The following is a 19,146-nucleotide window of genomic DNA, read 5'->3' on the forward strand; positions in this document are numbered from 1 at the left end:
GCCTTATCAAGGAACCAGCCCCGCTTGATTTCGCGGCCAAGGAAAATGTTCTCTTCGACGGTCAGTTGCTCGGCCAGGTTCAGTTCCTGATGGATCAGGATAACACCATGATTTTCGGCAACTTCACTGTCTTCAAAGGTGACCGCAGTCTGATCAAGACTAAGCGCGCCACTGGTCGGCTGATGATAGCCAGACAGGATTTTCACTAACGTCGATTTGCCCGCACCATTTTCGCCCAAAAGCGCATGCACTTCCCCCGCACGCAGATCAATGGAAACATCGAAAAGCACCTGTGCCGGGCCAAATGACTTGCAAATCTCCCGACCGGACAGCCGCACGCGCGCCTGCTGATCGGGATTAACGGCGTGAACAGCCGCATCCGTCATGAATATATCCTCCCTAGCGTCGCATTTTTTGCGATCAACTCTTGATTAAGCCCTGTGTAAACGTTTTCATTTTCGATGTAAACCTTTACATTTTGCTCGGAGTGATCAAAATCACCTGCCGATCCGGGCGTCGAATGCCGCTGGACAGCCTGCAACCGGCGGAGTAGGAAGAAGAATGACTGAAAAAATCGCGACGATTGAAGATGTTGCCCGCCAGGCAGGGGTGTCTATTGCCACTGTCAGCCGGGCCTTGCACAAACCCAATGTGGTTTCCGAAACCACACGCGAAAGAGTGCAAACCGCCATCGCCGCGACCGGTTACACCGCCAATGTCATGGCCCGGAACCTGCGCCTGAACCGTTCGGGGATGATTCTTTTGCTGGTGCCTGATATCGGAAACCCGTTCTTTTCGGCGATTCTGTCGGGCATTGAAAAGGGTGCCAGCCAGGCGGGCTACAACGTCCTGATTGGCGATACGCAAAACGATCCCGAACGCGAAGCAACCTATGCCGCCTATCTGCGCAGCAATCAGGCCGATGCGATGATCCTGCTCAATGGCAGGCTTCCGGCACCGCTTGCCAAGGCCCCGGCAAACGCCACACCACCCGTGGTGATTGCCTGCGAACGCATTCCGGGATGTGCGCTGCCAACCGTCATCATTGATAATGACGAGGCCTCCTTTGTTGCGACCAACCATCTGATTGATCTCGGCCATACCCGCATCGCCCATGTCAGTGGCCCGACGGGCAATATCCTGACCACGGACCGCGTGACCGGATATCGCCGCGCCCTGAAATCGGCCGGCATCACCCACGAGCCAGGCCTGATTTATCGCGGCGATTTTTCCATCGATTCCGGTATTGCCGCCGGGCGTGCGCTTCTGGCTGATCCCAAGACCCGACCAACGGCCGTGTGTTGCGCCAGTGATGGCATGGCGATCGGGGTGATTGTGGCTGCCAAGGAAGTCGGGCTTCGCATCCCGCATGATCTATCGGTTGTCGGCTTTGACGATATTCCGCATGCCGCGGCCTATGACCCGCCGATCACCACCGTGCGCCAACCCCGCCGCCGTCTGGGCGAACAGGCGATTGCCTTGCTTCTGGATCGTCTGGGATCAAAAACCCCGCCGTCGCACGGCGAAACCGGGCCGGTAATCATCCCGACCGAACTGATCGTCCGGCAAAGTACCGGCCCCTGCCCCGGTTAGCGGCCCCTCTTAGGCCCTGCAAACTCAGGCACCTTTAATCTCAGGCACTGGCAATCTTTTGCCACTCGCCCATGACGGAACGCGCGTTTCCTTCATGATCCTCGCCGGATTTGGCGATTTCCGAGGCAAAGATTTCAAACCGGATACCATTGGGATCGCGCATAAATAACCGGCGCGACTTTCCGTCATCCTCGCTGTGATAGACCACCTTGTACTGGAACAGATGGTTTTGCCAGGCGATCACATCGCGTGGGGCAGAACAGCGCAACCCGATATGAAACACATCATCGGGCATGTTTGGATCGTCCGGATAAGGCCCGGTATCAGCCGGCCAGTCAAAGAAGGACAGGCGCGTGCCATCGGGCAGCGCATAGGTAATCAGCAAATAATCGGATTTCCACGACGGGCTATAGCCACTTTCCGCGTGGACCAGTGTTGCGCCCACCACTTTGGAATAAAAATGGTCGGTCGCCTCAAGATCGCGGGTCGGAAATGCAAGATGGTCGACACTTACAGGTGCAGGTGACATGGGGCCTCCTCCGTCTGAATGTATCCGTGTTACGGGCGCGACAACATGATGGTAATCATGAATGCGCCCCATGATCAACAGATGGGGCAATGGCCCTTCGAAATCAATGCGATTGCCCCTTGATCAAACCGTCATGAAACCACAACATGCACAGACGTGCGAAATCGCCTAATAAAGGCGACATTGCAGTATTGACCGCCCCTGCCCCCGCTGCTATTGGGACGCAGCAAAACGCATTTGGCAAACCCGAAGGATGGAGGCATCTGATGAATGAATACAGTTTATCTGTCTCCGTCTATTGGATGACGCACCGTCAGGCTGACCACTAGAAAAGCCGGTTGCCCCCACCAATTTGGTGATTTTGCCCAAACCCGGAACCTGACAGCGTGATCGCGCGTTCCGAGTTCACCCGCATTCCCCGTGACATAGTTGTAGAGAGCCGTCCATGCCCGCAACGCCCTATTATCTGATCGACAAGTCCAAGCTTAAAAGCAACATGGAAAAGATCGCCTATGTGCGCGAACATTCCGGTGCCAAGGCGTTGCTTGCGCTTAAATGCTTCGCGACCTGGTCGGTGTTTGACTTCATGTCACACTATATGGATGGCACAACGTCCTCGTCGCTCTATGAAGTCAAGCTCGGCCGTCAGAAATTCGGAAAGGAGACGCATGCCTATAGCGTCGCCTATTCCGATGACGAGATCACTGAGGTGGTTGAGAATGCCGACAAGATCATCTTCAATTCCATCAGCCAGCTGACCCGCTTTGCCGATCAGGCATCCGGCATTGTGCGCGGTTTGCGCCTGAACCCGCAGGTCTCGACCTCCAGCTTTGATCTGGCCGATCCGGCCCGCCCGTTTTCGCGTCTGGGTGAATGGGATGTTGCCAAGGTCGAAGCGGTGATGGACCGCATTTCCGGCTTCATGATCCACAATAACTGCGAAAATGCCGACTTTGATCTGTTTGATCAGATGCTGGGCAATATCGAGGAAAAGTTTGGCTCGCTTCTGGCGCGCGTTGAATGGGTCAGCCTCGGTGGCGGCATTCATTTCACCGGTGATAACTACCCGCTCGATAAATTCTGCGCGCGGCTCAAGGCGTTTTCCGAGAAATTCGGCGTGCAGGTCTATCTTGAACCCGGCGAAGCATCGATCACCAAAAGCACCACCCTTGAGGTCACGGTGCTTGATACCCTGTTTAACGGCAAAAACCTTGCCATCGTCGATAGCTCGATCGAAGCCCACATGCTCGATCTTCTGATCTATCGCGAAAATGCCAAGGTCCTGCCGAACACGGGCGATCACCCCTACATGATTTGCGGCAAGTCCTGCCTTGCCGGCGACGTATTTGGCGAATTTGATTTCGAAAACGAGATCAAGGTTGGCGACCGTATCTCCATTCAGGATGCGGCCGGCTACACCATGGTGAAAAAGAACTGGTTTAACGGGGTCGGCATGCCGTCCATCGTAATCCGGGAACTCGACGGAACAGAGCGCGTTGTGCGTGAGTTCAGTTTTGACGACTACGTTTCGAGCCTTTCGTAAAACACGAAAGCGCAGTTTTCATAGCGAACCGGGGAAGTGTTTCCCCACCTCTCAAAACAGGGGAGTTTTTGGCCCGACATGAAAAAGAATGTTCTGATTATCGGCGCAGGTGGCGTCGCCCAGGTCGTTGCACATAAATGCGCACAGCATAATGACGTGCTTGGCGATATTCATATCGCATCGCGCACGGCATCAAAGTGCCAGTCCATCATCGACAGCATCCATGAAAAGAAAAACCTTAAGAACCCCGGCGTTCTTGAAGGTCACGCCCTGGATGCCACCGATGTTGATGCGACTGCGGCCCTGATCGAAAAAACCGGCTGCCAGATCGTCATCAATGTCGGGTCTGCCTTCATCAACATGCCGGTCATGTCGGCCTGCATCAAAACCGGTGTCGCCTATCTCGATACCGCCATCCATGAAGAGCAGGACAAAATCTGCGAAACCCCGCCATGGTATGCCAACTATGAATGGAAACGCCGTGCCGAGTGCAAGGCCGCGGGCGTTACCGCGATCCTCGGTGTCGGGTTCGATCCGGGTGTTGTGAACGCCTATGCCAAACTGGCTGTCGAAGATTACTTCGACAAGATTGACTCGATCGACATCATCGACATCAATGCCGGCAGCCATGGCAAATACTTTGCCACCAACTTCGACCCGGAAATCAACTTCCGCGAATTCACCGGCACGGTCTATTCCTGGCAGGACAGCAAATGGCAGTCCAACAAGATGTTCGAAGTCAAAAAGATCTGGGACATGCCGGTGGTTGGCGAAAGCCAGACCTTCATGACCGGCCATGACGAAGTCCATTCCCTGTCGCAGAACCTTGACGTGCCAAACGTCCGCTTCTGGATGGGCTTTGGCGATCACTACGTCAATGTCTTCACGGTCCTGAAAAACATCGGCCTCCTGTCTGAAAAACCGGTCACCACCGCCGAGGGCCTCGAAGTTGTCCCGCTCAAGGTCGTCAAGGCCTGCCTGCCCGACCCAAGCTCCTTGGCACCGGACTATACCGGCAAGACCTGCATCGGTGATCTGGTCAAGGGGACCAAGGACGGCAAGGAAACCGAAGTCCTGATCTATAACGTGGCGGATCATAAGGACGCCTACAATGAAGTCGGCAGCCAGGGAATTTCCTATACCGCCGGTGTGCCGCCCGTCGCGGCTGCAATGCTGATCGCCACGGGTGAGTGGGACGTGAAAAAGATGGCAAACGTCGAAGAACTGCCATCCAAACCGTTCCTCAACCTGCTCAACGGCATGGGTCTTCCGACCCGCATCAAGGACGCCAACGGCGACCGCGCGCTCGACTTCTCCTAAGCGCACCACACAAATACAAACGAAATGGCGGGCACACATTGCCCGCCATTTTTGTATCTGCATCGCGAACAGGGTGCGGGAGCAAAACGGGCTAAAAAACCCAGATGCCTGCAAGTTCCACCCGAACTAAAAAGCTTAAGTCACTTCAAAAGCTTATCGAAAAATCCCTCCCAAGCGCTGCGCTTGGCACCGCCATCAAGCCCGAACAAGACAGCCCGATTTTCCAAATTTGTCTCGACTCACTGCCTTCCTTCGATTAATGGTAATGCATGATTAATCGATTAATCATCTTAAGCATTGAAACCGGCTAAGTGTTTTTTTGGAGAGACAGCTGTGGCGGGATCGCGTTCCGGACCGAACATGACCCAGATCGCCAAGGTGGTTGGTGTGTCTTCGGCAACCGTGTCAAACGCGTTGTCGGGCAAAGGCCGCGTGTCGCCCAAACTGGTCGAGAAAATCCGCGCCACCGCCGCCGAGCTTGGCTATGTACCAAGCAACGCTGGCCGGGCACTGCGCACGGGGCGCTCCAACGTTTTGGGGCTAGTCCTGCCCGATATATCCAACCCGCTTTTCCCGCAAATCGCCCAGGCCATGGAAGTTGCCGCTTCGAATGCGGGCTATGGCGTGCTGATTGCTGACTCGCGCGGCGATGTCACCACCCAGACACAGGCCATCGCACGATTGATCGAACGCGGTGTCGATGGTCTTGTCGTTATCCCCCGTCGTGGCACGCGCATCGGGTCGGTCGCCTGCCCCGTTGCCATGGTCGACACCCCCTCAACCCCGGGAAACACCGTTTCTGCCGATCACTGGGAAGGCGGCCAACAAGTCATCAGGCACCTGAAAGAACTTGGTCATCACAATTTCCTGTTTGTCGGCCACGACCCGGCATCAAACGTGCAGAATGACCGTATTGGCGGCATGAAATCCGTGCTTGCACCGGGCGATAAACATCAAACGATCTGGATTGAAAGCCTTCTGGCAGGCACCCCCGATCAAACGTCGCTTGGCCTGCTGGATCATGTCAAAAATGGTGTCACAGCTATCGCCGCCGTCTCGGATTTGCATGCATTGCGGGTCCTGACCGAATTGCAGACAGCCGGGATCAAGGTCCCCGAACAGGTCAGCGTAACCGGTTTTGACGATCTGGTATTTTCACCCGTGGTGACGCCTGCCCTGACCACCGTACATATGAACATGACGCGCATTGCCGAAATCGCAATTGCCGCACTGATCAAGGATATCGAAGCACCGCGTGCTTCGCCTGATGATCCCGACACATCCAATTACAAGACCGGCAGCACGGATCAGAACACCGTCAAAGCCGACACGTCCAAGGTTTCCATGCAACTGGTGGTTCGCGGGTCATGCGCACCGGCAGTTCCCTCCGCCACACCAAGCCCAAATGGAGAAACTCTGTAATGGCGATCAAAAAGCTGATGATGGCATCTGCTGCACTAGCACTCAGTGCCGGCATTGCCAAGGCCGACGACAAGACCCTGACCATTTCTGTTTATGGTTTTGCACAGGATGCGTTCAAGGAACACCTTTACGAGCCGTTCGAAGAAAAATGCGGCTGTGAACTGGTTGTTGAAACCGGCAACTCGGTCGAACGTCTTGCCAAGATCGAAGCCAACAAGGAAAACCCGGTTATCGATCTGGCTGTGATTTCGATGCGCGATGCGCTGGCCGCCGCCCGCGATGGCCTGACCGATAAAATCGACACCAGCAAACTGTCGAACTTCGACAAGCTTTATGACATTGCCAAGGACCCGAACGGCGATGGCATGAGTGTCGGTTACACCTTCTATGCAAGCTCAATCGCCTACCGTTCTGACAAGGTCACGATTGATAGCTGGGCGGATCTTCTGTCTGATGAACTGGCCGGTCGCGTTGCCCTGCCAAACGTCACCACCACCCAGGGCCCGCTGACCCTTTATATGCTGGGCAAGGCACTGGGCGATGATGATCCTTCGCTTAAAACCCCGATTGCCAAGGTTGGCGAAAAGAAAGACGACGTTGTCACCTTCTATGTCCGTTCTTCGCAGCTGGTGCAACTGATGCAGCAGGAAGAAATCTGGGCCGCACCGATTGGTCGTTTCGCATGGTCCGGTTTCTCGAAAATGGACATGCCGATCAAATGGGCCACACCCAAGGAAGGCCAGTCTGGCGGCATGAACGTCATGGTCCTGACCAAAGGCAGCAAGAACCGCGATCTTGCGCTTGAATTCATGGACTTCTGGCTTTCGACCGAAATCCAGACGGCGCTGGCACAGAACCTGGTCGATAGCCCGGCCAACAAGGAAGTCGTGGTTTCCGACGAAATTGCAGACAACCTGACCTATGGCGCGGAAACGGTTGAAAACCTCAACCTGATCCCGTCCGAAGTTGCCCTCGATAACCGCGAAATCTGGTTGTCGGAATGGAACAACAAGGTCGGTCAATAATCGCCTACGCGATTTAAACAGACTTCGGGGCTGATGATCCGTCATCAGCCCCACCGCGATACCCCATCGCGCCACCACCAATTATCTATTTAACCGACGACAAGGTTGCTGAGATGTTTCAGAACCGGGCCGAAGCCATTGCGCTGGTCCTGCCTGCCGCCATATTTGCCGGCGCCGTTTTTCTGGTGCCCGTGGTCATCCTTCTTTCCGAAGGGTTCCGCACTGGCGATAGCTGGACGTTACAAGCCTATGTGGACTTCTTTTCCCAATCCCTTAATCAGGCTGTGTTTCTGCGCACCCTGAAACTGGCTGCGATGGTCACGGCGGTTGCCGCCGTCATCGGATATGCTGCTGCCTTTGCCATTGTAAATCTGCCCCCGAAAGGCAAAGGACGCATCACCGGCCTTGTCGTTTTGCCGCTGATGATTTCACCGGTTGCCCGAACCTATGCCTGGATCGTCATCCTTGGTCGCACCGGCATTGTGAACAAGGCACTGGTTTCGGTCGGGCTCAGTGACGAACCGATCCGCTTCCTGTTTACCGAAACGGCGGTATTTATCGGCTTGCTGCAACTGTTCCTGCCCTTGATGATCATCTCGCTGATCAGTGCGCTTGAAAACATGCCCCGCGATGCGGTTCCGGCTGCGCGCGTACTTGGTGCCAACTGGCTTCAGGTCTTTACCAAGGTGATCCTGCCGCTGACCAAGGAAGGCCTGGTGATTGGCGGAACGCTGGTCTTTACCGGCTCGATGACGGCCTATATCACCCCGGCCATTTTGGGCGGCTCCAAGGTCCTGATGCTTGAAACCCTGCTGTATCAGCGTGTGACCATGGCCAATGACTTTGTCTCGGCCTCTGTCATTGCCCTGATCCTCATCGTCATGGCCTTTGCCGCCAACCTGCTTTTGAAACGACTGGCAACTGCAAGGAACAAGCGATGAAAAACAACCTGTTTTCGCCGATCATTCTGTTTCTTGTTTTGGCCTTTCTGATCGGCCCGTTCATCATCATTATCGCGGCTTCTCTGTCGGCTGGCGAAACGCTTTCCTTCCCGCCACAGGGTCTGTCTCTGCGCTGGGTGATCAAGGTTTTTGAAGTTGAAAGCTTCCGGGCAAGCTTTGGCATTTCGATGTTTCTTGCCATTGGCGGGACCCTTGCCGCCCTGATCCTTGGCATCCCGGCAAGCTACGCGCTGTCGCGCTATCAGGTGCCGGGTGCCGAAACCGTCCGAACGATTGTGTCTTCGCCGATCATTGTGCCGGGCATCATTGTTGGCCTCGCGCTGCTGCGCTATTTCGTTGTGCCCCTTAATGCCGGGATCTTGTTGGCGCTGTTCTTGGCTCATACCGCACTGATCCTGCCTTATGCGGTGCGCGTGGTGTCCGCCAGCCTGACCAACCTTCGATCCGACATCGAAGAAGCCGCCGTGCTTTTGGGCTGTTCGCGTACCGGGGCCTTTTTCCGGGTGGTTTTGCCCAATATTCGTGGCGGCATATTGGCGGCCTTCATTCTTGGCTTTGTCACCAGCTTCAATCAGGTTCCGGTTTCCCTGTTCCTGTCTGGTCCGGGTGTGCGCACCCTGCCAATCGACATGCTCTCCTATATGGAGATCACCTATGACCCATCGGTCGCAGCCCTTTCGGCGCTGCTTGCTTTCATGTCGCTTGGCATCGTCTTTCTGGCCGAACGTTTCCTAGGATTTTCCCGTTATGTCTGATTCCCGTTTTCTCAGCCTTGAAAAACTGACCCTGTCCTATGGCAAAAACGTTGCCGTGCCGGAAATGGATCTTGATATCGGCAAGGGCGAGTTGGTCGCCCTCCTTGGACCGTCCGGCTGTGGCAAAACCACGACCATGCGCGCCATCGCCGGATTGATGGAACCCTCATCAGGCGCAATCGTTCTGGATGGCGTGAACATCACGCGCGTTCCGGCCAACAAACGCCCTGTCGGTTTGGTGTTCCAGTCCTATGCGCTGTTCCCGCATCTCAATGTTTATGAAAACGTCGCCTTTGGCCTCAAATTGATGGGTGTTCGCGGTGCTGAACTCGATACCCGCGTCAATGACGGTCTTAAAACCGTCGGCCTGTCCAATTTCGCCAGCCGCAAGCCCGCCGAACTTTCCGGTGGGCAGCAACAGCGCGTCTCCCTTGCCCGTTCCATGGTGATGGAACCCAAGGTGCTGTTGCTCGATGAACCGCTTTCCAACCTCGATGCCCGCCTGCGTCTTGAAATGCGCACAGAGCTTCAGCGCGTTCAGAAAGAAAGCGGTGTGACCATGATCTTTGTCACCCACGATCAGGTCGAAGCCCTTGCCATGGCGGACCGCATCATCGTGATGCTCGATGGCAAAATCGAACAGATCGGCACCCCCGAAGAGATCTATAACAACCCGGTTTCCGACTTCGTTGCCGATTTTGTCGGTTTTGAAAATGTCTTTGAACGGGTCGATGACAAGATCAAAACCGCCAATGGTGATATCGCCATCAATGGCACGATTGATCCCGCGACCAAGGGCCTTGCATGGCGGCCATCCATGGTCACCCTTGGCGAAGGTCCGTTTGAGGGCACCGTGCGTGGTACATCCTTTGCCGGTGGCACGCGGGAATATCTGCTTGATACGCCGCTGGGCCAGATCAAGGCGGAATGCGCGGCATCGCTTCCGGCCCATGATTTTGGCGCGGTCCTGAATTTCGATCTGCCTGTCGCAAAGGCAGCCCAACTTGCGCGCACCGGGAACCTGTAAATGGCGCTGTGGATTGATACAGATATGGGGTTTGATGATCTGGCCGCCGTGCTGGTTCTGACCCATCATCAAACAAAAATCGACGGCATGTCGCTTGTTGCGGGCAACAGCCCGCTTGAAACCGTGCGCCGCAATGCGGCTGCGGCACGCGACGTCTTTGGCTGGGATTTCCCGATCTATACCGGCTGCGAACAGACCATTATGGGCGGCCTTGAAACAGCGCAGGCCATTCTGGGCCCACGCGGCATGCAATCATCTGGTGCACATCTGCCTGACTGCGACCCGCTGGCAGAAAACCGCGCGTTTGATGCCCTGTGTGATTGGCTTAAATCACCGTCATCTGACGTCAAGCATATCCTTGCCCTTGGGCCGCTTGGCAATATCGCGACACTGGTGCTTGCGCGGCCCGACTTGGCAGCAAGGATTGATCAGATCACCTGGATGGGCGGCGCATTTGGGCGCGGCAACCACACGCCGTTTGCCGAATACAATGCCTTTGCCGACCCCGAAGCACTGGCCGTGGTGCTTTCGCGCAATATCGCGATCCGCATGGTCGAACTCGATCTTTGCCGTCAGGTAACTACCAATCCCGATGATGTCGCCCCGATACGGATGGCAGGTGGCAAGAATGCAGGCCTTCTGGCCGATCTGACCGAAGGCTATATCAATATCGCCATTACCCGCGGGCGTCTCGCCATGTCGATCTTTGATCCGCTGGCGGCAGTTGCCGTGGTTGCGCCTGATATCGTTCGCTTTGCCAACGCAAAAATTACGGTCGATACCGATCACGGCGAAACCCGTGGTCGGACCATCATCACCCCGGATGATCAATCCAATGCCGCCCACCAATATGGCATTGAGGTTGATATTGAACCTGCGCGAAATCTTGTCCTGGATGCGCTAAAGGCAGAGGCCGCAAAATGACAAACAGACACGCAGAACCCAAAGATCTGAATGATGCATCCTTGCGCGAACGTGCTGTTGCCGCCGCGCGCGGCGATGCGTTGTTTGATTATCTGATTGTCGGTGGCAGCCTTATCGATATGGTCACCGGCGAAATTCGCGCCGCCGACATCGGCCTTGTCGGCCCGATGATTGCCAGCGTCCACGAACCTGCAACGCGCAGTGATGCGCGTCACCTGATCAATGCGCGCGGCAAGTTCATCACACCGGGCCTGATTGATACGCATATGCATGTCGAAAGCTCGATGACCACGCCTGCAACCTATGCCGATGCGGTCGTCCCGCGCGGGGTGACCACAACCGTCTGGGACCCACATGAATTTGGCAATGTCGGCGGGCTTGATGCTGTCAAATGGTCAACCGATGCGGTGCGTGATTTGCCCCTGCGTGTGCTGACCTTGGCCCCGTCATGTGTTCCCGCGGCACCGGGCTACGAAGTTTCGGGTGCCGACTTTGACGGGGATGCCATGGCGGAAATGTTGTCATGGCCCGACATCCATGGCGTTGCCGAAGTCATGAATATGCGCGGCGTGATTGACCGTGATCCGCGTATGACCAACATCGTTCAGGCGGGCCTTCAGTCTGGCAAGTTGATCTGCGGCCATGCCCGCGGACTGAGTGGTGCTGATCTCGAGGCATTTGTCACCGCTGGCATTGCCTCCGACCATGAACTGACATCCAACGACGACCTGATGGCCAAGCTCCGCGCAGGCCTGACGATTGAGCTTCGCGGATCACACGATCATCTCCTGCCCGGCTTTGTCGAAACGCTCAATGATCTGGGCTTTCTGCCGCAAACCGTCACGCTCTGTACCGATGATGTCTTCCCGGACGATCTGTTTAATGCCGGTGGCCTTGATGATGTTGTCAGACGTTTGGTGCGCTATGGCATGAAACCGCAATGGGCCTTGCGCGCCGCCACCTTGAATGCGGCGACACGTCTTGGTCGCTCGGACCTTGGTCTGATTGCGCCGGGTCGCCGGGCGGACATCGTCCTGTTTGATGATCTTGATGGCTTTGTCGCCAGCACCGTGATCGGCAACGGCATCCCGCTTGCCAAGGACGGTGAACTGGTTCGCCCGGCCAAGGGGATTGACCCCGCCCCGCTTCGCAACACCATGATGCTGGGCAAGGTGACCGCGGATGATTTCCGGATTGCTGCGGATACCCCCAATGGCAGTCAGGTGCGTGTCGCAACCATTGATCGCCCGCGCTTCACGCGCTGGGACGAAACCGTGGCTGAGGTCCAGGATGGTTTTGTCATTCCGCCAGATGGCACCACCCTGATCGCCGTTGCTCATCGCCACGGCAAGGTTGATGCCAAACCGCGTGTCGGCCTGCTAAGCGGCTGGGGCAAATGGCGTGGTGCTGTCTGCAGTACGGTTTCCCATGACAGCCACAACCTGACCGTCTTTGGCGGCAACGCTGACGACATGGCGATTGCGGCAAACGCGGTAATTGCGGCCGGTGGCGGTATGGCGGTTGCGTCCAACGGCAAGATTGATGCGATTTTGCCTTTGCCGATTTGCGGGCTGGTTTCTGATCAATCGCTTGCCATGGTTGCGGAAAACTTCGCACAGATCCGCGCGGCCACCGACGCGATTGTTGATTGGCAACCGCCCTATCTGGTGTTCAAGGCGTTGTTTGGTGCGACACTGGCCTGTAATGCCGGCCCGCATCAGACGGATCGTGGTGTTGCAGATGTCGAAACCGGAAAGTTGCTTGAGACGCCGGTTATATCAACGACATAAAGCCGCCGAACCACAAGCGGCGACCGTGCCTTCGTCTTCTCCTAAGCGATGCACTCAGATACACACATGCAAATGGCGGGTTTCGACCCGCCATTTTCGTTTTATCGATCCATCTGGGTCGGGTTGAACGTGGTTTCGGTTCAGGCACTTCGCCAACTGACAATAACACCACACATCACCAGAACGGCTCCAAACCCGGCCACGGCGGCAAAGCCGAACCCGGCATATATCGGTCCCATGATCATCGGCCCGGCAAACACCGCCGAATAGGTCACCGCACTATTAAGCCCCATCACCGCCCCGCGCGCATCAGACGCCTGACGGTTCAGCGACACCACCATCGCATTCAGACCAAGCTGATTAAGCATCCCCCAAATGGCAGTACCCGCCATGGCGCTGATCTGGCTTTGCAGGGTTAATCCCCAGGTGGCATAGCTTGTCGCAATCGCGATCAACACCAGACACAAATACCCACGGGTAATTTTGGGCGATATCACCCCCAAAACAAATCCCATGACGCCAAACCCCACGCCATAGGCCATAACAAACATGCCGCTGCCCTGCGCTGACAGGTCAAAGGCCGTGCGCACACCCACCCCGAAAAACGCAAAACAGCCGTAAAACGCGGTCATATAAACCAGCATCACCGCCAGTAATTGCCAAACCCCCGGCAGCCGAAATGCGCGCAAGGGCGATGTCCGCGTGCTCATCCCGCCGCGCACATCCGACAGCAAAATCACCAGAATACCGGCCACCAGGACCGACAGCCCGGCCATCAGGAAATAAACCATCCGCCAGCCAAATTGCTCGGTAATGAAGGCCGCGGCGGGGACCGCCACCACCAACGATAACGCCCACCCGGTCAGAACCACACCAAGCCGCGCGGCTTCCCGCCCCTTGGGGGCTGTGGCAGTCACCGTTGCATAGGATCCCGGCAACAACACACCAACCGCCACCCCGGCCAGCGCCTGCGACAGACAAAGCCAAACCCAATGCTGGCTGAGCCCGCTTGAAACCTGCGCCACCGCCAGTAAAAGCGCCGCACCGCCCAAAACACGCCCGACCGACATCCGGTCAATCATCCCCGCCAGGGTCAGCGCCGATAGGGCCGTCGCCGCCCCGAACGCCGAAATCGCCCAGGCCACATGATAGGTCTGCGTCGAAAGCCCGCCTGCCACTTCTGACAGGATCGGGCTTAAAACAAACGAATTGGCCCCGACAAGCAACACCGCCCCAAGCAGGGCCAGAACCTTTACTTGCGCAATGGCATTCGGATTAATCTCAGCATTTTGCTCTGTCATCATGCCATGTGATAGGGTTTTCCCTGTTTTAGGCAAGGAAATTCAATACTTAGCAGATAAAAACGAGGTCCGTTCCATAACGCGAGCGTTCGCGACCAGATCGCCGATGACGACATCACGCACCGAATTGGATGCAGCAACTGCGCGAGTCACCGCCCAACAAGCCAAAGGGCCATGAGAAAGTGAAGATTTCACAATGAGATCAAAAGGGATACGTCCCACCCACAGGCACTATAAGCGAGTTACTTGAGCCCTGAATGAGTCCTCTTCAATTGACGACGTCTTCTTTGCTCTCCGGGACGATTCTTGTACCGCTCATCCCTTCTCAATTCTTCCCGATGAAACTCGTCAGCACGAATTGGCTCTCTGCCTTCGCGATCCATTTGCCATTCGATGGGAACTCCGCGGTATTCCGGCCCAACGATCCCTGACCATTCTGCTTTAAAACGCTGCATTGCATCCCATTCTTGCGCTTCCCTCTTAGCATTCATGTACTCATCTTGATGAGGTCGATGACCGTATGCGTCAAATGCGGCTCCACCACCCCCTTTAAATCCGATTACAATTTCGCCGCCGCCAGTCAAAAAGCGAGGATCAGGCATAAACAGATACCCATCACCTAACTTTCTCCAGTGATCAGACTTCAGTCGTCTTTCAGGGTAAAGCCACTCCTGCTCAGCTGATGCGATGTATCGGAATGCCCGCCGTTTAGTAATGTAATTGATTTCCACTACTTCTTCTTCAGAGAGCATGCGCCCGGTATTCAAGTGCATGTAGTTAAATATTGTGGGTCGGTGGAAACTGGGATTTGGACGCATGTTTAGTGGATTTTGATAGGGATTTTTTGCCCAAGAAAGATTTGTCAGAATAAGAACTTTATTCAGGGAAAGTGGGAAATATGTGTGAGAAGCAACCAATCTGATATCCGGATCATTTGCCCCGATACAGTGTTTCGATTGAGGGAAGCAGTCTCGATTGTAAACGGTCACCGGGTGATCAGAGATAATGAACTTTGTAGGAGAGTTCGAGGCGTCAGCTATTTGCCAAACACACTCTGACCAAACCGCGCAAAAGATGTTTTGATGCCTATAAACAATGTCAAGAATTGACGCCTTGCTCCTAACTCCTGAGGCATACCTGAGTTGCAGTAGCCCTTTCGGCGTTCTAAGCTTTTGTACACTCAGGTAACGAACCAAATCCGACTGCGGAAACATCTCATGCGCAGGATGCTCGACATCAGCCAATTTTTCGATCGCCACCTTTCCTTCTGTGTCGATCTCGCCGAAAAAGTACTGCTCTAACTCGGTAAACCTTTGCCCCGAGATTGTGACGGTGTAGAGGTCATCCTGCGCAAAGCAACTGTCCGGTCCCCAAGACATCAGGCTTTTTCTTTGGTAACTAACTCCATTTGAAACCCTCGTTTCAGGCTTCAAATCAAGATACCAATACTTTGACTGACCGGGACGCAGAAAACGCTTCTGGTACCATTTCGGTACATAGTGGTTATGACGATATTGGTTCCTTGCTTTCGACATCAATCACCGTGTCTCGAAACAGAACTGGCCGAATTGGCGATTGGTTTTTCCAATCCACTGATCAGGCGAGAAACCAAGTCCTCTAGCAATCCAATTTCCGGGAGAACCATCATCCCGGTTCTAATGTAACGAAAACGATGCGTGGAATATTCTCCGTTCATCAACTCGATAACATGTTTATCAACCGACTTAACGCTCACCAGTTCGGAAAGGCCTAGTTTCATCGCATCGTGAAACAAGTCATCTAGATTGTGCCGAAACTTTTTAATGCCAGCTTCGCTACAACCATGCAGCATCAGGAAAGATTTAAGCAGTAGCTCAATCGAATGTCCCATCAAGAAGTAATACGGGACAAACGGCCTCTTTAGCGCTCGCTCTCTTACAGCATAAGCCGTCTCAGAAAACTCTTTTCCATAGCGCCACATACCGAGTGGTTCTGTTTTCGACTTATCCATATGAGCCACCCCATTGAGAAAACACAGCAAAACAACTTGTGCATTTACAAGATCATATCAGTTGAACTGTCGATAATTTAAACAATCCAGTGAATAAATTTGCTGTACACAGACAATGACCCCCGTCGAGGTAGTCGAGGCAACAAGTATGCTACAGGAAAGTCCACCGCGGGGCCGGATGCCTGCCAGTTAGGCGACACCACAAAGAATTCGGAACTATTAAATAAAATGGCGGGCGTTTATCCATTCCCACGCGACACACAGCGACGCCCTATACCTTCGGTCGCGTAGCACGTAAAACCGCCGGGTTCTCCTATGGTTTTGCCTAAAACACTCCTCTCCTTGCGCATAGGATTTCGGGCGTTTCGCACATGCAAAAATAAACCTTTCAGAATCAACGGTTTGACAACCGAAAGCGGTTTCGGATAGCGTTTCCCTGTTCCGAAAGCGGTTTCGGAACGCCAAACACCGTCAAAAAGGCGGTGAAAAGCACAAGAAAAACACTCAGGGAGGTTCCGTGCCGCGCGTTCGGAAGCAAAACGAAACCATGTCGATTGCCCGGCTGGCCAAATATCTTGGTTTGTCCGAGGGAACCGTTTCGCGCGCGCTTAACAACTATCCCGACATCGCCGAAAAAACCGTTGCCCGTGTGCGTAAGGCCGCCGATGAGCTGGGCTATCGCCCATCAACCACCGCCCGGCGTCTTGCCCGTGGCGTGGTCGAAACCATCGGCTTTGTCCTGCCGGCCCGCGACGGTCATCAGATTGATCCGTTTCTGGCCGAAATTCTCGATGGTCTTGCCACCGAACTTGCCCTGTCTGACTGGGACTTACTGGTTTCCGCCGTCCCTGATGGTCATGACGAGGTCGAAGTCATGGACCGCCTGATCCAATCGGGCAAGGTTGGCGGGTTTGTTGTTGCCCGCACCAAACGCCATGATCCGCGCATTGATTTTTTGCGCAAATCCCATGTCCCGTTTGTCGCCCAAGGCCGCACCGAAAACTGTGACGATTACGCATGGCTTGATATCGACAATGAAAAGGCCTTTGTCGATGCGGTGAACTACCTGGTCGGCCTTGGCCATCGCAAGATCGCCTATCTCGGCGGCGATCCCGAACTTAATTACGCCTGGCAACGGCGCGCGGGTTATCTTGCCGCGACGAAGGCCAATGGTTGCGATATCGCGCCGGGCTACATGCATGACGGCATCACCAACGAACTGGCCGCCCGCGAGGCCGTTTTGGAAATTCTCAAACTCCCCGATCATCCGACCGCCATTTTGTGTGTCACCGATGCCGTTGCCATCGGCGCCATCCATGCGCTGGCCCATGCCGGTATCGACGTCGGATCGGAAATGTCCGTGATTGGTTTTGATGGCCTGCCGATGGGCGAAGCCATCCATCCCGGCCTGACCACCATGAGCCAGGCCAGCTATCAGATCGGCCGTGAAGTCGGGCGGATCGTTGTTGCGCAGGCGAACAAGGCAAATTCGCCTGCATCCGAATTTTCCCAAATCCTGTGGGAAGCATCGCTGACCGTCCGTGGGTCAGCCAACCCGCCAGCATTGAAGCTGGCCGCAAATGCCAAGGGAGGCATCTCATGAAAACAAGGTTTACGCGTGCTTTAACGCTTGCTGCCGCTGGTCTGCTGGTTTCCACCAGCATCGCCAGTGCGCAACTGCGGTTCTGGACCACCGAAGAACAACCCGAACGCCTGGCCAAGCAAGAAGAAATGGCCAAGGAGTTCGAAGCCAAAACCGGCACCTCTGTCGAAGTCATTCCGGTCACTGAAACCGAACTTGGCACGCGTGCCACCGCGGCCTACGCCGCCGGTGACTTGCCAGACGTCATTTACCTGACGCTGCAATATGTCCTGCCCTGGTCCGAGGCCGGCATTCTTGATACCGAAGCCAACAACGAAGTCGTCAACCAGCTGGGCAAGGATACCTTCGCACCCGCCGCACTCAGCATGGCTGATTTCGATGGCGAAGTTGCCGCAGTCCCGTCGGATGGCTGGACCCAGATGGTGCTTTATCGCAAGGACTTGTTTGACGAAGCCGGTCTTGAGGCCCCCAACACCTACGCCAATATCGTCAAGGCCATCGACGCCCTGCACAACCCGCCTGAAATGTATGGCTTTGTTGCCGCGACCAAGATTGATGAAAACTTCATGAGCCAGGTGCTTGAACATGTCTTCCTGGCAAACGGCGCAACCCCTGTGGCGGCTGATGGCTCTGTCGGCTTTGACAAGGCAAAACTGATCGAGGCGCTTGAGTTTTATAAAAAACTCGCCGATGCATCGCCCCCCGGTGATCTGTACTGGAAACAGTCGCGCGAGGTGTACTTCGCGGGCAAAGCAGCGATGATCATCTGGTCGCCCTTCATCCTTGATGAACTGGCAGGCCTGCGCGACAGTGCCCCGCCCACGATTAATAACGACCCGACCTCGGGCGAACTGGCCTCGAAAACCGGTGTTGTCACCCGCCTGATGGGCCCGTCCAACCCGAATGGCGCTGCTTGGGGTGACATTCGTTATTTCGGTATCACCAACGATGCCGATACCGACCCGGCAGAGGAATTTGTCAAATTCTCGCTCGGTGAAGGTTACACCAGCACCCTTTCCATCGCACCCGAAGGCAAATTCCCGGTCCGTCATGGCACCGCCGACAATCCGGATGAATTTGTTAAGGCATGGGCTACGCTTCCGGTCGGTGTGGACCGCAAAAAGCCGCTGTCAGAGCTCTATGACCCGGCCGTCATCACCGACATCGTTTCCGGTCTTGAAACCGCAAACCGTTGGGGTGTTGCCGAAGGTCAGCTGGCCAAGGCATCGCGCATCATCAACAGTCAGGTCATCAACCGCCGTGTGCGCGAATTCATCGATGGCGAACGTGATGCCGATGCAACTGCTGATCTGATCAACGAAGAAGTCAGCAACATCGAATAAGCGATCTTGATCCGGGGCG

Annotated in this window: 17 protein-coding genes; 12 read left to right on the forward strand and 5 right to left on the reverse strand. The window is 55.2% G+C overall.

The genetic code is table 11. The features are described 5' to 3' along the window. Positions 1-386: ATP-binding cassette domain-containing protein (locus B3Z49_RS00035; protein WP_296987106.1), on the reverse strand; the 386-nt coding region annotated here is incomplete at its 3' end. Between the two features lie 175 nt (positions 387-561). Between B3Z49_RS00035 and B3Z49_RS00040 the strand changes: the two genes are divergently transcribed. Beyond that, positions 562-1,593 (forward strand): LacI family DNA-binding transcriptional regulator, encoded by a 1,032-nt coding sequence (locus B3Z49_RS00040; RefSeq protein WP_120225603.1) that lies wholly within the window; start codon positions 562-564, stop codon positions 1,591-1,593. Positions 1,594-1,633: 40 nt separating this feature from the next. On the opposite strand, the gene B3Z49_RS00045 is transcribed toward B3Z49_RS00040, so the two are convergent. After that, entirely contained in the window at positions 1,634-2,122 is a 489-nt protein-coding gene (locus tag B3Z49_RS00045) for a VOC family protein (protein ID WP_296987111.1), read from the reverse strand. A gap of 445 nt (positions 2,123-2,567) precedes the next feature. Here B3Z49_RS00045 and nspC point away from each other — a divergent pair, with 445 nt between their 5' ends. The 9 genes from nspC (at position 2,568) to B3Z49_RS00090 (ending at position 12,890) form a co-directional block, all read left to right on the forward strand. Continuing rightward, positions 2,568-3,665, forward strand: a complete 1,098-nt coding sequence (nspC, locus tag B3Z49_RS00050) for a carboxynorspermidine decarboxylase (RefSeq protein WP_296987113.1) — start codon at positions 2,568-2,570, stop codon at positions 3,663-3,665. Positions 3,666-3,743: 78 nt separating this feature from the next. Then, complete coding sequence (locus B3Z49_RS00055) at positions 3,744-4,985, forward strand: saccharopine dehydrogenase family protein (protein ID WP_296987115.1); 1,242 nt, start codon at positions 3,744-3,746, stop codon at positions 4,983-4,985. 360 nt (positions 4,986-5,345) lie between these two features. Further along, on the forward strand, positions 5,346-6,407 hold the full coding sequence (locus tag B3Z49_RS00060) for a LacI family DNA-binding transcriptional regulator (protein WP_296987116.1): 1,062 nt from the start codon (positions 5,346-5,348) through the stop codon (positions 6,405-6,407). Continuing rightward, positions 6,407-7,432 carry an ABC transporter substrate-binding protein gene (locus B3Z49_RS00065; protein ID WP_296987119.1) on the forward strand — a complete coding sequence of 342 codons (1,026 nt, stop codon included), beginning with the start codon at positions 6,407-6,409 and terminating at the stop codon, positions 7,430-7,432. Before B3Z49_RS00060 ends, B3Z49_RS00065 begins: the two co-directional genes overlap by 1 nt. A 113-nt stretch (positions 7,433-7,545) precedes the next feature. Further along, positions 7,546-8,373, forward strand: coding sequence for an ABC transporter permease (locus tag B3Z49_RS00070; protein WP_296987121.1), 828 nt, complete (start codon positions 7,546-7,548; stop codon positions 8,371-8,373). Then, the gene (locus B3Z49_RS00075) at positions 8,370-9,149 is read left to right on the forward strand and encodes an ABC transporter permease (RefSeq protein ID WP_296987123.1); all 780 of its coding nucleotides are present in this window, start codon (positions 8,370-8,372) and stop codon (positions 9,147-9,149) included. Before B3Z49_RS00070 ends, B3Z49_RS00075 begins: the two co-directional genes overlap by 4 nt. Then, positions 9,142-10,176, forward strand: a complete 1,035-nt coding sequence (locus B3Z49_RS00080; protein WP_296987125.1) for an ABC transporter ATP-binding protein — start codon at positions 9,142-9,144, stop codon at positions 10,174-10,176. Before B3Z49_RS00075 ends, B3Z49_RS00080 begins: the two co-directional genes overlap by 8 nt. Beyond that, the gene (locus B3Z49_RS00085) at positions 10,177-11,100 is read left to right on the forward strand and encodes a nucleoside hydrolase (RefSeq protein ID WP_296987127.1); all 924 of its coding nucleotides are present in this window, start codon (positions 10,177-10,179) and stop codon (positions 11,098-11,100) included. It begins immediately after the preceding gene. Further along, the gene (locus tag B3Z49_RS00090; protein ID WP_296987129.1) at positions 11,097-12,890 is read left to right on the forward strand and encodes an adenine deaminase; all 1,794 of its coding nucleotides are present in this window, start codon (positions 11,097-11,099) and stop codon (positions 12,888-12,890) included. The genes B3Z49_RS00085 and B3Z49_RS00090 overlap by 4 nt, the downstream gene beginning before the upstream one ends. Positions 12,891-13,030: 140 nt before the next feature. Here the strand turns inward: B3Z49_RS00090 and B3Z49_RS00095 are convergent, their stop codons facing one another. From B3Z49_RS00095 to B3Z49_RS00105, 3 genes are all read right to left on the reverse strand, one after another. Then, positions 13,031-14,194, reverse strand: coding sequence for an MFS transporter (locus B3Z49_RS00095; RefSeq protein WP_296987131.1), 1,164 nt, complete (start codon positions 14,192-14,194; stop codon positions 13,031-13,033). Positions 14,195-14,433: 239 nt separating this feature from the next. Continuing rightward, positions 14,434-15,726, reverse strand: a complete 1,293-nt coding sequence (locus B3Z49_RS00100; protein WP_296987183.1) for a DUF4238 domain-containing protein — start codon at positions 15,724-15,726, stop codon at positions 14,434-14,436. Then, positions 15,726-16,181: a hypothetical protein gene (locus tag B3Z49_RS00105; RefSeq protein WP_296987133.1), complete on the reverse strand. Its 456-nt coding sequence runs from the start codon at positions 16,179-16,181 to the stop codon at positions 15,726-15,728. Before B3Z49_RS00105 ends, B3Z49_RS00100 begins: the two co-directional genes overlap by 1 nt. Positions 16,182-16,698: 517 nt before the next feature. Here B3Z49_RS00105 and B3Z49_RS00110 point away from each other — a divergent pair. Both B3Z49_RS00110 and B3Z49_RS00115 read left to right on the forward strand, forming a co-directional pair. Further along, complete coding sequence (locus B3Z49_RS00110; RefSeq protein ID WP_296987134.1) at positions 16,699-17,784, forward strand: substrate-binding domain-containing protein; 1,086 nt, start codon at positions 16,699-16,701, stop codon at positions 17,782-17,784. Further along, on the forward strand, positions 17,781-19,127 hold the full coding sequence (locus B3Z49_RS00115) for an ABC transporter substrate-binding protein (RefSeq protein WP_296987136.1): 1,347 nt from the start codon (positions 17,781-17,783) through the stop codon (positions 19,125-19,127). Before B3Z49_RS00110 ends, B3Z49_RS00115 begins: the two co-directional genes overlap by 4 nt. Positions 19,128-19,146: the final 19 nt, after the last annotated feature.

Source organism: Thalassospira sp. UBA1131, from assembly GCF_002311515.1.
Lineage (GTDB): Bacteria > Pseudomonadota > Alphaproteobacteria > Rhodospirillales > Thalassospiraceae > Thalassospira.

Bases quoted from the DNA above. Each gene is read 5' to 3' on its own strand.
- B3Z49_RS00045 (WP_296987111.1), bottom strand. From the start codon at position 2,122: ATGTCACCTGCACCTGTAAGTGTCGACCATCTTGCATTTCCGACCCGC.
- B3Z49_RS00115 (WP_296987136.1), top strand. From the start codon at position 17,781: ATGAAAACAAGGTTTACGCGTGCTTTAACGCTTGCTGCCGCTGGTCTG.
- B3Z49_RS00100 (WP_296987183.1), bottom strand. From the start codon at position 15,726: ATGTCGAAAGCAAGGAACCAATATCGTCATAACCACTATGTACCGAAA.
- B3Z49_RS00085 (WP_296987127.1), top strand. From the start codon at position 10,177: ATGGCGCTGTGGATTGATACAGATATGGGGTTTGATGATCTGGCCGCC.
- nspC (WP_296987113.1), top strand. From the start codon at position 2,568: ATGCCCGCAACGCCCTATTATCTGATCGACAAGTCCAAGCTTAAAAGC.
- B3Z49_RS00095 (WP_296987131.1), bottom strand. From the start codon at position 14,194: ATGATGACAGAGCAAAATGCTGAGATTAATCCGAATGCCATTGCGCAA.
- B3Z49_RS00075 (WP_296987123.1), top strand. From the start codon at position 8,370: ATGAAAAACAACCTGTTTTCGCCGATCATTCTGTTTCTTGTTTTGGCC.
- B3Z49_RS00065 (WP_296987119.1), top strand. From the start codon at position 6,407: ATGGCGATCAAAAAGCTGATGATGGCATCTGCTGCACTAGCACTCAGT.
- B3Z49_RS00105 (WP_296987133.1), bottom strand. From the start codon at position 16,181: ATGGATAAGTCGAAAACAGAACCACTCGGTATGTGGCGCTATGGAAAA.
- B3Z49_RS00060 (WP_296987116.1), top strand. From the start codon at position 5,346: ATGACCCAGATCGCCAAGGTGGTTGGTGTGTCTTCGGCAACCGTGTCA.
- B3Z49_RS00080 (WP_296987125.1), top strand. From the start codon at position 9,142: ATGTCTGATTCCCGTTTTCTCAGCCTTGAAAAACTGACCCTGTCCTAT.
- B3Z49_RS00040 (WP_120225603.1), top strand. From the start codon at position 562: ATGACTGAAAAAATCGCGACGATTGAAGATGTTGCCCGCCAGGCAGGG.
- B3Z49_RS00055 (WP_296987115.1), top strand. From the start codon at position 3,744: ATGAAAAAGAATGTTCTGATTATCGGCGCAGGTGGCGTCGCCCAGGTC.
- B3Z49_RS00070 (WP_296987121.1), top strand. From the start codon at position 7,546: ATGTTTCAGAACCGGGCCGAAGCCATTGCGCTGGTCCTGCCTGCCGCC.
- B3Z49_RS00090 (WP_296987129.1), top strand. From the start codon at position 11,097: ATGACAAACAGACACGCAGAACCCAAAGATCTGAATGATGCATCCTTG.